This is a genomic window from Acidobacteriota bacterium (assembly GCA_016700075.1).
Taxonomy (GTDB): domain Bacteria; phylum Acidobacteriota; class Blastocatellia; order Pyrinomonadales; family Pyrinomonadaceae; genus OLB17.
The window spans coordinates 422205-436033 of sequence record CP065000.1 but is presented as its reverse complement, the minus strand read 5'-3'; the positions used below and the strand labels follow the sequence as shown (position 1 = coordinate 436033).

Annotated in this window: 10 protein-coding genes and 1 tRNA gene; 6 read left to right on the top strand and 5 right to left on the bottom strand. The window is 53.9% G+C overall.

What is annotated here, in order from left to right:
- Window positions 1–14 precede the first annotated feature (14 nt).
- Window positions 15–2150 carry a HAMP domain-containing protein gene (locus tag IPM50_02030; protein QQS33383.1) on the top strand — a complete coding sequence of 712 codons (2136 nt, stop codon included), beginning with the start codon at window positions 15–17 and terminating at the stop codon, window positions 2148–2150.
- Window positions 2151–3500, top strand: a complete 1350-nt coding sequence (locus tag IPM50_02025) for a sigma-54-dependent Fis family transcriptional regulator (GenBank protein QQS33382.1) — start codon at window positions 2151–2153, stop codon at window positions 3498–3500.
- Window positions 3501–3554: 54 nt separating this feature from the next.
- On the opposite strand, the gene IPM50_02020 is transcribed toward IPM50_02025, so the two are convergent.
- The 3 genes from IPM50_02020 to IPM50_02010 all read right to left on the bottom strand — a co-directional run bounded on the left by IPM50_02020 (window position 3555) and on the right by IPM50_02010 (window position 6941).
- Complete coding sequence (locus IPM50_02020; GenBank protein ID QQS33381.1) at window positions 3555–5705, bottom strand: M3 family metallopeptidase; 2151 nt, start codon at window positions 5703–5705, stop codon at window positions 3555–3557.
- A 118-nt stretch (window positions 5706–5823) separates the two neighbouring features.
- Window positions 5824–5900: transfer RNA gene (locus IPM50_02015), tRNA-Arg, on the bottom strand.
- 51 nt (window positions 5901–5951) lie between these two features.
- Window positions 5952–6941, bottom strand: a complete 990-nt coding sequence (locus IPM50_02010) for a VWA domain-containing protein (protein ID QQS33380.1) — start codon at window positions 6939–6941, stop codon at window positions 5952–5954.
- 223 nt (window positions 6942–7164) lie between these two features.
- Here IPM50_02010 and IPM50_02005 point away from each other — a divergent pair, with 223 nt between their 5' ends.
- The 3 genes from IPM50_02005 to IPM50_01995 are packed head-to-tail and all read left to right on the top strand — an operon-like array spanning window position 7165 to window position 10998.
- The gene (locus IPM50_02005) at window positions 7165–7698 is read left to right on the top strand and encodes a hypothetical protein (protein QQS33379.1); all 534 of its coding nucleotides are present in this window, start codon (window positions 7165–7167) and stop codon (window positions 7696–7698) included.
- A 52-nt stretch (window positions 7699–7750) separates the two neighbouring features.
- Entirely contained in the window at window positions 7751–9490 is a 1740-nt protein-coding gene (locus tag IPM50_02000; GenBank protein ID QQS33378.1) for a protein kinase, read from the top strand.
- A 20-nt stretch (window positions 9491–9510) separates the two neighbouring features.
- A complete protein-coding gene (locus IPM50_01995) occupies window positions 9511–10998 on the top strand; it encodes a tetratricopeptide repeat protein (protein QQS33377.1) in 1488 nt (495 codons plus the stop codon).
- A gap of 6 nt (window positions 10999–11004) precedes the next feature.
- Here the strand turns inward: IPM50_01995 and IPM50_01990 are convergent, their stop codons facing one another.
- Window positions 11005–11610: a hypothetical protein gene (locus IPM50_01990; protein ID QQS33376.1), complete on the bottom strand. Its 606-nt coding sequence runs from the start codon at window positions 11608–11610 to the stop codon at window positions 11005–11007.
- Window positions 11611–12028: 418 nt separating this feature from the next.
- On the bottom strand, window positions 12029–12718 hold the full coding sequence (locus tag IPM50_01985; protein ID QQS33375.1) for a sigma-70 family RNA polymerase sigma factor: 690 nt from the start codon (window positions 12716–12718) through the stop codon (window positions 12029–12031).
- A 240-nt stretch (window positions 12719–12958) separates the two neighbouring features.
- Between IPM50_01985 and IPM50_01980 the strand changes: the two genes are divergently transcribed.
- On the top strand, window positions 12959–13825 hold the full coding sequence (locus IPM50_01980) for a hypothetical protein (GenBank protein QQS33374.1): 867 nt from the start codon (window positions 12959–12961) through the stop codon (window positions 13823–13825).
- Window positions 13826–13829 lie beyond the last annotated feature (4 nt).

Sequence of the window (13829 nt, the reverse complement as noted above, 5' to 3'; positions counted from 1 at the left end):
GGCGGGCGGCGATTGTGTTAGAATTTCCGTGGGTGACGACTTCCGAAACAGTGAAACGCAGGCGGCGGGCTTCGTGGGTGATCGGCATTTTGACGGTTTCCACGCTGGTATTTCTCGTCTTCTTGCAGTCAAGTAATTTCTGGAAGTCGTTCTCGATCGAGACTGCCAGCGACCTGATCCTGCTCTACATACTTTCGTCGGTCAACTTCATCGCGTTCGTCATTTTTCTTTTCATTCTGCTGCGAAATCTGGTAAAGCTCGCACGCGAACGCCGTTCGTCCGTGCTTGGCGCGCAGATAAAGACGCGGCTGTTGATGTATTTCTTTGCGGTCAGCCTGTTGCCGATCTTTGCAATGGCGGTTTTTTCGTATCTATTCATGAACCGCGCACTGGAACGATGGTTCTCGCAAATTCCGCAAAACGTGATCCGCGAGGCACGCGATATCGAGGAAAGCTCCGAGATCGAACGCGAGCGGCGTGTTGGGGTATTTGCGGGCGTGGTCGCGAGGTCTGTAACGCAGCTTCCAAATGAAAGCGGCCTTCGCGAGATCGCTGCGGCTGCGGGCGTCGAACATTTGCAGGTCATAGAACCCGACGGCAGGACAGTTGCAGTTACAATTGCGGATGAAACGAGAGCCCAAACGCTCCGCGATTTCGCCGAAGAGGTGAAAAAGTCCGGTACATTGCAAAGGAGCGACGACGGATCGATCGGTGCCGTTTCGACGGTCGGCGGCAGAAAAGTGATCGCTGTCGAATCGGGAACCGGGACGGCGGGCACGTCGGGAATCGCGGCGACATCACTAGCCGAGCTTGAACGCCTGAGTCAGCAGCAGCGGACGATCCGCGGGATCGGCATGCTCACGCTCGGGATACTCACATTTTTACTGATCTCAGCGTCGTCGTGGATCGCGTTCTATATTGCGCGTGGTATAACGACGCCGATCAAGGCGCTCGCCGAGGGGGCCGACGAGATATCCAAAGGTAATCTTGGCTACAAGGTCGAGGTTCAGGCTGAGGATGAGCTTGCATTACTTGTCGATGCGTTCAATACGATGTCCGGGCGGCTTGAAGAAAGCTCAACGGAACTTGAAGGCCGTCGCAAATATATCGAGACCTTGCTCCAGAGCCTTCCGACGGGCGTTATTTCCATAACTGCCGATGGCGAAGTAAACACGGCGAACGACGCTGCGCGAAACATCCTCGGGCTCTCGGATGAAAATGCCATGATCACAATCCAAGACCTAGACGCTAACGCGGTCGGCGGTGACATTTCGCGGCTGATCGCGCGTGCGAGGCGTTCCGGTCGAGCTTCGGGACAGGCTGTGATCGGCGGCATCGGCGATGCTATACACGTCACAACCCCGCAAGAGCGGACCATCGCCTTTCTCGCTACGGCTTTGCCTGACAGCGGCGGCGTGGTGTTGGTTTTGGAGGACTTGACCGAGTTGATCTCTGCACAGCGTGCATCGGCCTGGCAGGAGGTCGCCCGCCGTATGGCTCACGAGATCAAAAATCCGCTCACGCCGATACAGCTCTCCGCCGAACGTATCGCAAAGCGATTCGACGCCGATCCCAATGGCGACGCTCAGATCGGCAGCATCGTTAAAGAAAGCACGGGAACCATACTCAGGGAAGTCTCGTCGCTAAAGGCGATGGTGGACGAGTTTTCGCGATTCGCACGCCTACCCGAGGTCGAGCTGGCCGCGGGCGATATCAATGACGTAATTCGGTCAGCAAGCGAACTTTACCGCGAACGCGGCGACGAAGTGGCAATTTCTCTCGACCTGACCTCGGAACTTCCGACGGTCCGACTCGATGCTGAACAATTGAAACGTGTATTCGTAAATCTGATCGACAACGCTATCGAAGCACCCGGAGATGCAAAGAGGATCGTCTCGATCGCGACGCGGCACGACGCCGCTCGTGAAATAGTGATGGCGGAGGTTTCGGATAACGGCGACGGCATCGAACCCGCAGATCTGCAAAAGTTGTTTCAGCCGTATTTTTCAACAAAGGGCCGCGGAACCGGATTGGGACTCGCCATCGTACAAAGGATAATCTCCGAGCATCGCGGTAGAATATATGCCGTTGGGAATTCTGGATCGGGAGCTAAGTTCAGTATTGAATTGCCGATCGCGGAAATTGTATAGATGAAGCGTTCGATACTTATTGTTGATGACGAGCCGGGAATTCGCGATACCCTTCGCGGCGTGCTCGAGGACGAAGGTTTCGCGGTCAAAGCGGTCGCGACGGGGGAAGATTGCCTGGCGGCGACCAAGGAGGAAGATTTTGCCTGTATTCTGCTCGATATTTGGCTCGGCGACGGCATCGACGGGCTGGATACCCTCGAAAAACTCAAAAAGAACAGCGTCGCTGCAGCCGTGGTTATGATCTCAGGACACGGGAATATCGAGACCGCTGTCAGGAGCACAAAACTGGGCGCTTTTGATTTTATTGAAAAGCCGCTCAGCCTGGAACGCACTGTCGTAACGGTCAGGAATGCGATCAAACAGCAGCAGCTTGAGGCAGCGAACGAGCGGCTCCGCAAGGAAATAGCGGATCAGTATATAATGGTCGGCGAATCGGTCGCTATGCGTGCCTTGCGCAAACAGATCTCTATTGTTGCTCCAACCGACGGCCGCATTTTGATCTCGGGCGAAAGCGGCACCGGTAAAGAACTTGTCGCCAGAGCGATCCACGCGCAGTCAACGCGTGCCGCTGCTCCGTTCGTCGAAATTAACTCCGCAGCGATACCTGAAGAGTTGGTCGAAACAGAGCTTTTCGGCCATGCGAAGGGGGCGTTTTCTGGTGCTTCAAAAGCGAAAAAAGGGAAGTTCGAGGTGGCCGACGGCGGCACTCTTTTTTTGGATGAGATCGGCGATATGTCTGCGCGTGTTCAGGCAAAAATGCTGCGTGTTCTCGAGGAGCAGCGGTTCGACCCCGTCGGCAGCAATACGCCTGTCACAGTGGATGTTCGCGTGATCTCCGCGACGAATCAACCGCTAGATGTTTTGCTGGAAAACGGAAATTTCCGGGCCGACCTTTTTTACCGGCTAAATGTCATTCCGTTCCAGGTTCCTCCACTGCGTGAGCGAAAAGAGGACATTCCACTGTTAACTGACCATTTCAATCACCGCTTTTCAGGTGACTACGGTAAGAAACCTCTGAAATTTTCTGCTGAAGCTATAGAACGTCTCGCCGAGCATTACTGGCCGGGCAATGTCCGAGAACTTCGTAATCTTGTTGAGCGGCTCGTGATTGTTCAGGAAAACAGGGAAGTATCGGCCGGCGACATCGGAGCATTGACCACTGAATCCGAGAGGCCCGCGGGCATTGATAACTTTTCAAGCTTTAAAGAAGCTACGGAATCGTATCAGCGTGACTTCATCCGGCAGAAACTCGCTGAGGCGGGCGGCTCTGTTTCAAAAGCCGCTGAGATAATGGGAGTTGACCGCAGCCACCTTTACCGCAGAATGCGCAATCTGGGTATCAAAGGTTGACAAGAAAAAAGAGGCCGCCAGTTAAGACAGCCTCTAACTGCCGCTACTTTCGCTCTAGTTCACGGGAAATCCACGCTTCTTCATAAGTGCGTTAACGTCCGGATCGCGGCCGCGGAACTTGCGATACGCTTCCGCAGGATCCATCGTGTTCCCGACCGAAAAGATGTACTTTATCATCCGCTGTGATACGGCCTTGTCATACGGTCCCTTGCCTTCGGTAAAAGCACCGAATGCATCGGCCGTGATCACATCGGACCAAAGATAGCTGTAATAACCGGCAGAATAGCCGTCGCTCGAAAAGACATGGCCGAACTGCGGAGTACGGTGCCGCATCACGATCTCTTTCGGCATGCCGAGCGATGCCAGCGTTTCGCGTTCAAATTTGTCAGGGTCAATAGTTACATCACCGGCCAGATGCAGCTTCATATCGACCAATGCGCTTGCTAAATATTCCGTCGTCGCAAAACCCTGATTGAACGTCGAGGCACGCTGGATCTTGTCGACGAGCTCTTGCGGTATCGGCTTTCCGGTCTGGTAGTGTAGAGCATATTTCTGCAGTACTTCCGGTGTCTCGAGCCAATGCTCAAGCAGCTGCGAAGGGAATTCGACATAGTCACGAGCTACACGCGTACCGGACAGACTCGGGTAGATCACGTTCGACGCCAGGCCGTGCAGAGCGTGGCCAAATTCATGGAACATCGTCGATGCGTCGTCCCACGAAATGAGTACCGGCTCGCCCGGTTTACCCTTAACGAAATTCGAATTATTGGAGACGATCGTCGTCGTTTCGCCGTCAAACCGCGATTGGCTGCGGTAAGCATTCATCCAAGCGCCGGAACGCTTGCCGTCGCGGGCATACGGATCGAAATACCAAAGGCCGATGTGCTTTCCGCTCTTCTTGTTCTTAACTTCGTAGACAGTGACGTCAGGATGAAAGACAGGGACATTGTTGACCTGAGTGAATGTCATGTCAAAAAGCTCACCGGCGACCATGAACATCGCTTCACGGAGCTTATCGAGCTGCATGTACGGCTTGATCTCATTCTCGTCGAGGTCGAATTTGTCCTTGCGGACCTTTTCCATGTAGTACTTGTAGTCCCACGGCTCTATCTTGATATCCGTTCCCTCTTTGTTGGCGAGAGCCTGCATGTCAGCGACCTCTTCCTTGACGCGGGCGATAGCAGCCGGCCAGACACGTTCCATCAGCTTCATCGCATTTTCAGGCGTTTTCGCCATTGCGTTCTCGAGGCGCCAATGGGCATGCGTCGAAAAGCCGAGCAGTTTTGCACGTTCTACGCGAAGTTTGAGGACCTGAGTGATGATAGAGTTGTTGTCGCGGGCATCGCCATTGTCGCCGCGGTTGACGAACATCTTCCAAACCTCTTCGCGCAGGTCACGGCGATCAGAATACGTGATGAATGGATCGACCGATGAGCGAGTGTTTCGTATCAGCCATGCGCCCTTCATTCCTTTCGAGGCCGCAGCAGCCGCAGCGGCATCACGAAGTGATTGCGGCAGACCGGCGAGATCGTCTTCTTTTTCTAGCTTCACAAACAGCTCGTTCTCGTCGCCCAATAGATTTTGACTGAACTTGGTAAAAAGGCCCGCGAGCTGTTGATTGATCGCAGCGAGTCGAGCTTTGCCTTCTGCCGACAGCTTCGCCCCGGATCGAATGAAGTTGTTGTGATAAAGCCAGACAAGCCGCTGCTGTTCCGGCGTCAAGCGTTTTTTCCGCGGCGAGTTGTAAACCGCTTCGATACGTTTGAATAGTGCTTCGTTCTGCGTGATCTTGTCGGAATGGGCAGCAAGCTTGGGCGCCATCTCGCTCTGAACGGCGGCGAATTCCTTCGTGCTCATGTTCGCGGACCAGATGCCGTAAACGGTCCCGACGCGGTCGAGCATGTCTCCCGCCCGCTCAAGCGGGACGATAGTATTCTGAAAAGTCGGAGCTGAGCGAACACGCGTGATCGCGTCGATCTCACGAAGGTTTTCTTCCATCGCCGCTTCAAGAGCCGGCTTGAAATATTCGACCTTTACTTTGTCAAAAGGAGGTACACCGCCGAAGGGGCCTGTCCATTTTTCCATTATGGGATTCGTTGAAACAGCGGCTTCAGGCATTACCTCCGCCTCAACAGTTGGCTCCATTACGAGATAAGCGGCAGTAGCTGCTGAGATCAACGCTAAAGTTAAAACGTATTTCTTCATTTATGTTTCTCCGGGAAAGTCTATACTTCGATTCTAAATGTAAATGTCTGGTTCGACAAAATGTTTGAACATCGTAATGAAAAAGCCCGACCGCTGACAGCGATCGGGCTCAAAAGGATGGTACACCCGGCATGATTCGAACATGCGACCTCTTGATTCGTAGTCAAGCACTCTATCCAGCTGAGCTACGGGTGCAGGCAAGTGAATAGACTACAAACCCGGCAAGGTTCTGTCAAGAAAAGGCTGTCAGCGGGCGAAATATCCGAGCCTTGTCCGAGGCAACAATTCATCGTCGTCGATGGTGATCCTGATCGAACGCCATTTGCCGTCGCGTCTGCCGTTGGAAGGCGAATATTCAATTGTGTAGAGCGTTTTCAGATCGGCAGCGACCTCGGCATACAGGCGGCTCATCTCTTCGAGCCTGTTGATGGCATTAATGGTGCCGCCCGATCGCTGTGCTAGCAGTTCGAGCCGTTTTCGTGCGGCTGAGTACATTTCGACCTGTCGGGGCGTGGGGTCGGCCAGCTTACCGGGATCGCCTGTGGGCAATGCAAGCGGATAGATGGTGGCACCGATCGCGTCGGACCGGTTGAGAATTCGGATAAGTTCCAAATTTGTGTCGGGTTTCAGTGAGCCCGGAACCGATCCGTCCGGCAATGTCTCCAAAGCCTCTCGGTCGGCATCACGAGCGATGGTGTCAACACCGTCAGTCAGGACGATGATCGCCTTGCGGCGGTTCTTTTCTTTTTCGAGCTTTTCCAAGGCAAGGTCGAGAGCTCTGTACAGATGTGTTTTCCCACGGCCGTTCGCAACATTGATCGAGTTGAAGATCGTGCTGCGGTTGGTAGTGAAATCGTTTCTCAGATTCACCTTGTCGTAGAACTCAATGACCGCGACACGGTCGCTCGGCGATAACGCGTCCACAAATCTGGATGCCGACATTCTTATCAATTGCCGAAAGCTTAGCGTTGAGCCGCTCATATCCAGCATTATGACGACTGAAAATGGCGTATCCGCGGGTTCAAAACGCAATATTTGCTGCTCTACATCATCTTCAAAGATCGAAAAACGGTTCGGAGTCAGGTCTGTGATAGGGCGGCCGCGGCGGTCAACTACGCCGACGTTTAGACGCACGATCGACGATTCTACCTTGATGGGATCGTCGTCCTGCGCCGAAAGGAAGGATGTCGAGGTGACCAGAAAAATAATAGCCGGGAGCAACCGCAACAAGCGCATAACAAAATCTTAGCAATAAGACGCAATTGGGCGAAAGGCAGTTGTATTTGTCTTTTGCTTCGGGAAACAGGGAGCAAAGTGCCGGAGGAACAGATGTCAGCCTCCTAGCACAAGATGCATCGCCGGTTTTCTTAACAATCACAGATAGTTCGTTTATAATTTTCAGTTAATTTTAGAAATTTCGGTTTTTGCAACGGTAGAAGAGAAAGGAAGCCCGGGACGGATGCTTTACCGACCAAAATTCTGTGCCGAATGTGGTGAACGCATAATGCGCGTCGATTGGCCGCTTTTTGCGAGCCGCAGATTCTGCGAACTTTGTTCGTCTATTAACAAAGGTGCAGATCTGCTGCCCAGAGTCGTGGCCGCCATCGGAATTGTTATCGGACTGCTAGGGATCGGGATCGCAATGAGGACTTCCATCAAGCCGAGAACGGACGGGCGGGAAGAAGCGCGAAGGTTTTCTGCGATACCGCCGCCTCAAGATCGCGTTCCGTCCGCTCTGATCAACCAAGCCCCGTCGCCGCCTGCAACACCCGTCGCTGTACCTGAACAGCGAATGGTCCCAACAGTTGCCGCACCGCCAAGCAAGACTGCGGATATCGCCGCACCTATGCCGCCGGTTGAAGATAAGTACCTTTGCGGAGCTCAAACAAAGAAGGGAACGCCGTGCTCCCGGCGCGTTAAAGGCCCGAAACGCTGCTACCAGCATGAAGGAATGCCGGCAATTGTCGGACAAAATGAATTGCGTGTGAAGTAGCATTTGATAGACAATGAGAGTTTAATCGGAACTTATGCAGTAGGTCGGAGCAATGAAACCAATATCACCAAACACGATGATCCAGAACCGCTATCTGGTGGTTCATCAGATAGGCAAAGGCGGAATGGGCGAGGTCTATCTCGCCGTCGATCAGCGGCTAGGCAGTGCCGTCGCTATCAAGCGAATGACCTTGATCGGCGACGATGTTATGGCGGCGGCATTTGAGCGGGAGGCTAAAGTGCTCGGACGCCTTCGGCATCCAGTTCTGCCAAAGGTCATCGACCATTTCGTAGACGCGAACGGACAGTTCCTGGTGATGGAGCATATTTCGGGCGACGACCTGGCAAAACGTCTTGAGACCGCCGGAAAGCCGTTTCCGCTTTCCTGGGTAATGTTCTGGTCGGATCAACTGCTCGACGGACTGAATTATCTGCATTCACACGAGCCGCCGATAATTCATCGGGACATAAAGCCGCAGAACCTGAAGCTTACCGACGAGAATCATATCGTCCTTCTTGATTTTGGCCTCTCTAAGGATTTCGATACCGGAAAGGGCGACAGTCCTGTAAATTCCGCGAGCGTCTCGGGCTATTCACCCGCCTTCGCCCCAATGGAACAGATCCGCGGGTCGGGTACGGATTCGCGAAGTGATATCTATTCTTTCGCTGCCAGTTTTTATCAACTGCTGGCGAATACTATTCCGACCGATGCTCTGGCGCGTGCAGACGCGATGCTTGGCGGGTCGGGCGATCCGGTAGTTCCTCTTAATGTGGCGAATCCGCAGGTGCCTGAGGCAGTGTCGGCCGTATTCATGAAAGCACTTAGCGTGAGACAGGACGAACGCTACGCTACGGCGGCCGAGATGCAGCGTGAATTGAGGAGGGCGTTCAATGCGAGCGGACAGCAGACCGGAGCCGAGACACTCGTCATGCCGGGAGCCTCATCCGAACCGGCGGCGATAAAACCCTCTACCTCAACACAGGGTGGTGAGATCGTTGAAACGCCCACACTTGTAATGGGCGGCGGCCAACCGGCTACCGAGACCGATCCCGGAGTGAGCACCGACCAGATCTCGGTTGATCTCGGCGCAACTATCGTGATGGAGGAAAACGTCCTCACGGAGCAGGCTCAACAAAGCCATATCGAAACCCAGGTATTGCCGGTCGTGCAAGCACCGGTGACGCCGCAGCAGGCAGCACCGGCGACGAACGAGCCTTCGGCTGCCGAAATGCAAAAGACGGTGCCGACATCGCCGCATTCTGCTGAGAGGCCTGATGCCTCGCGAGTAGTGGTGTACACCGAGGTTGAAAGACCCATGGCCGCTGCTGCGGGACTAAAGTCGTCGATCCCGCAGACGGCCTCAGCCTCCACATCTAAGAAGGGCTCGGGAGGTAAACTGGTGGCGATGATCCTCGCTGGGATCGCGGGCTTGGTCGTGGTCGTGGGAGGGGCGGCCGCTGGTCTGTACTACTACACCTTAAACAGAGCAGCCGCACCGGAGCCGGCACCTTCGCCTGTCGTTGCCCCGAATATTGCGGCACAGCCTACGCCCGAACCGACTGCAGAACCGCAACAGCAAGCTTCGGAACCCGAGGCCGCCAAGACTGACCTGTCAAATTCGAACACTGTAGCTGAGGATCGCAAACCCGCTGCAAACAAGCCCGCAGGCCCGGCGCCCCGCCCCGCCACAACTCAACAGCGTGATGTCGCCGGCAGGGAACCAAAACCCGTAACACCAAAAGCCACGCCAAAACCCAAGTCCGGCGATGACCGGACGGTAATAATGCAGTAGTCCGGAGAGGCCAAATACGTATGAAAAAGTTCGCGACCTTTGTTATCACAGTTTTTGTTCTGGGAGCTTTCTCGGCGGATGCACAATCGCGGAAGGACCGTGATCAGGCAAAGAAGCTCCGGGAGCAGGCAGATAAGGCATTTCAGCAAAAGCGTTACCGTGCGGCGTCAGATGACTATTCAAAGGCTCTCTCTCTGGTAGCAAACGATGCACATTCGAATTTTTGGCGCGGATCGGCTCATTACTATCTTTTTCAGGAGTGCGATAAGGCCGTTAAGGAAATAGAGGCTCAGCAAAAGTCGGAAAATGACGCAGCAAGGCGGGCCGCGATCACTTCCGACGCAGCTGCAAAGCGGACGGTTTGCGGCAATGAATTGACCTTGGCGGCAAATTCATTCACCACCGCTCTGACCCTCGGGCATAAACCGCTTGATGTTTTTCGTATAAGGTACTTTGTTTATCAGCAGCAGGAGCGTTATGACCTCGCCCTCATGGATATCGACGCGGCATTAAAGCTTGCTCCGAACGATGCGGCATTTTGGAAGGCACGCGGAGATGTTCTGTTCGCTAGGAAGGATCATGCTAAGGCCTTAGAAGCTTATGTAAAAGCGACGGCCATTGATCCGAATGACGGTAATGCATTTTATTCCGCAGCACTATGCGCGTATCAGACCGGTGATGTGAAAGCTCAGCAGCAGTACGCCGAAATGTCGATCCAAAAAGGTTCACTTTCGCCGGGAAGCGCGTTCTTTCTGCTCGGCGATGCCCACCACAAAGAGCGGCGCTACACGCAGGCGATCGAAGCGTACAGAAGATCCATCGGCGCCAAACAAGATATGTATGAAGCATATCGCAGGTTGGCAGAAGTGCTGCGGGTTGAAAACAGGCTGAATGAGGCCATCGATGTTGCAAGGTCTGCTCTTCGAGTATTCCCGAACGACGGCGGCATTTATACCGACCTCAGCTGGTATTACAGTCTTGCAGATCGGTCAGCCGATGCTGTCGATGCAGGGAAGGCGGCGGTGCTTCTGCTTCCAAATGAGCACATGGGCTATACAAATCTATGCCGAGCGTACAACGATACGAAGCAATATGATCTGGCCATTTCAGCCTGCAATACAGCTCTCCGACTGAAACCGGGTGACGGCGAGACCCATTTTTATCTTGGCCGTGCGTTGAACCTGACAGGCAAAACTATCGAGGCGACGCGTCAATATATGCAGGCCGTAAAAGGACTGGAAGTTTTTGTTGTTGAAAGTCCTGATTACGCCGACGGCTGGTATTTGCTCGGAAATGCTTACTTTGCAGACAATCAGCGTGACAAGGCACAGGCTGCATATCTGCGTTGTTTGGAGATCAGCCCAAAGTTCACAAAGGCTCGCTACAACCTGGGCATTATCTACACAAGGAAAAAGGACAGGGCCGGGGCGATGGGACAGTATCAGGCATTGCTGCAGCTTGACGAAAAGCTCGCAAATGCTCTGAAGGCAGAGATCGACAGGATGTGAACAGGCCTAAGAACGGCGTCGGTCGCTTTGGCGGATATTTACGTTCACCTGCTGATATCTGAATACAACACGCACAATTTCCGGCCGATTTTCCATCTCAGCAGGGACGAAAGGGGCCTCAGAGATGCCCGATTCGATCGCACGCTCAAAGGCCGCCATCGTTCCGGGGTCGCGAGGCCGTTCCACGATAGTCGCGATCTTCGCAAGGCCATTTCCAAAAACGTCCGCGACGACAACTACCTCGTCGTCGGTCATCTCACCCCGAACCAAAGATCTGGATAACGCGACGATAGCTCCCTGCGGATTTATGCTTGGTGACTCGCTCGCGAACAAAAGCCTGCTCTTGGCATATTCTTCCGGAGTGAGCGAATGAGGATCGACGGCCGCCGGCGCTCCGGGGATGAAGATCGTTCTGTCTTGCTGCATCGCCACATCACTAGGCGGCGTATTGAGCGACGCCAGCAACGCGATGCATACAACTATGGATGCAACTGCACTTGCCGCGTAAGGGAAAATATTGAATTTGAACCATTCCCGGGCTGATGTCGAGATCGGGATCATGCGGCCGCGTGCACGGGCGTTTTCGGTCCGCACGGCATCTATGATGGCCATGTTAAGCCCCGCGGGAACTGCAGGTCGCCGTAAAGTGCTAAGTTCCGAACAGACCGCGTTCAGCACCTCGAATTCTTCACCGCAAACCCCGCACACTGCGATGTGGGCTTTAACTTCTGCTGTAAGATCTTCTTCCGCTAATTTTTTTTGAACCTCTGAACAATGCATATCGTTCACCTGATCTTGAATGAATGGCTTTCTCGCCCCGGCCGTCGCGCCGCTCGGCGGACGGCTATAAGCGGTAACTTTCTTCCCGGTCTTGGCGTTGGCCTTTTGCTGTTGGTCGTGTCAAACGGCCATCGTTCATATACCGAGATCTCAGGTTCCCGTTGTTCGTTCCTTTTGACCCATCGTTTGGCACCGATGTCTAAAGAGTCAATTCGGATCTTTCGGGGCGGGAAAACCATTCATTCAATTGTCAAAAACCTTTCAACCTCTTCCTCAGTTCCTCTCGACCGCGGGCGATCCTTGATTTCACGGTTCCGAGTGTTACGCCCAGCGCGGCGGCCGCATCTTCGTAACTGAGGCCTTCTACATCCCGCAAAATGACCGCCTCTCTATATATCTCCGGCAAGTCGAGCAATGCTGCTTCCAAAGCGTTCTCGCGTTCCCTCCGAAGCGTCGCGTCTTCCGCGGTCTCGGACGGATCAGCGATGGTTTCTGAGACCGTAAGGTCCGAGTTGCCGATAGCCGCGTCGAGCGAAAGCGTTGCATCGCGTCGGCGGCGTTTCCACCAGCGATTGCGGTTTCGTGATTCGTTTATCGCGATCCTGAACAGCCAGGTTCTCAGGCTCGAATCACCACGAAACTTCCGAACGGCTCCCAAAGCCTTCAGGAACGTCTCTTGGGTTAGGTCCGCCGCTTCTTCGCTGTTAGAAGTAAGCCTGTACAACATCCCGTAAACGTCTCCGGAATACCGTGTCACCATCTCTTCGAACGCATTTTCGTCGCCCGAACGTAATTTTTCAATATATGCCGGCCTTTCGTTATCCAAGCGAGCCGCCTCTTCCGCCCCGGAGCTGCCGAGATCCTTTTCGGTTAAGGTGAGTGACTTGCCAAAGGTCATCGAAAGCCCCAAAAATGCTGACGTCAGTGGGTCAGCGGTCAAATTGCCGGGTTCGCTTTTCAGGCGAACTCAAATTAATAGACACCGCAGACAGGAAAAAGTTCCCAAGCTTCGGCAGAAATTTTTACCGATCCCTAAGTAGGATGGGCTTTTGCCTTGTGGATTTGCCTCGATCATGTTTGCCCTTCTGCTTCAATTCGGTTAAATTAACACTTTTGGCCAATAGCCGTTCTCCTGCTCAATATAACGCGCTAAGGCACTAAAGATTGCAATTTTTTAACGATGGCTCGAAAAAAACGCAGATTTGAACAATTAGAGGCCGCCGCCGCGACGCCTAAGGAAAAGCAGGTCTATATAAACCCGCTTCACGAAAAGGTCGTTCCTAAAATCGAAGAGGCCGGCAAGGTTTTCGAGGGCAGAGGGCGTCAGATACTCTACGGCGTTGCAGCTCTGGCAGTTCTGGCGATACTGGTAGCTCTTTGGTTCAATTACAGCAAACGTTCTGAGGCCGCCGCTCAGACGGCTCTGGGCAAGGCCATTGAGACCTCCCAAGCTCAGATCAATGAGGCCGGGCCGCTGGCCGGCTCAAATCAAAAGAGTTACAAGTCGGAAAAGGAGCGGGCCGAGGCTGCGATAGCCGAATTCGAGAGCGTCGCTGCAACATACGGCGGTGCCATTGCAGAGAAGGCAAAATATTTCATTGCCGTGAACCGGCTTTACGTGGACCGCGCCGCGGCCATCACTGAACTCGAGGCGATCTCGCAGTCAAGATCGCCTTCCGGCACTTTGGCGAAGTTCGCTCTTGCTCAGACACGGATAGCTGACGGGCGTTATGATGATGCCGTGGCATTGCTGCGCGAATTAGCGGCAGCAGATGACCCGATAGTTGCGAAGGAGACCATACAGTTCGAACTCGCTAAGGTTCTCGAGAAACAAGGAAAAGCCGGTGAGGCCGCCGATATTTACTTTGAGATCGCAAAGGCCGCGAGTGAACTGAAGGACGCAGAAGGCAAGCCTAAGCTGTTCAGCGATTCCGCGACTGAGTCAAAGAAGAGGCTTGAAGAGATAGCTCCCGAACGGGCGAAGGAGATCGTCGAACCTACACCTGAGAATCCTTTTGGCGGAATGCCGGGAATTTCTCTCCAATAGATAC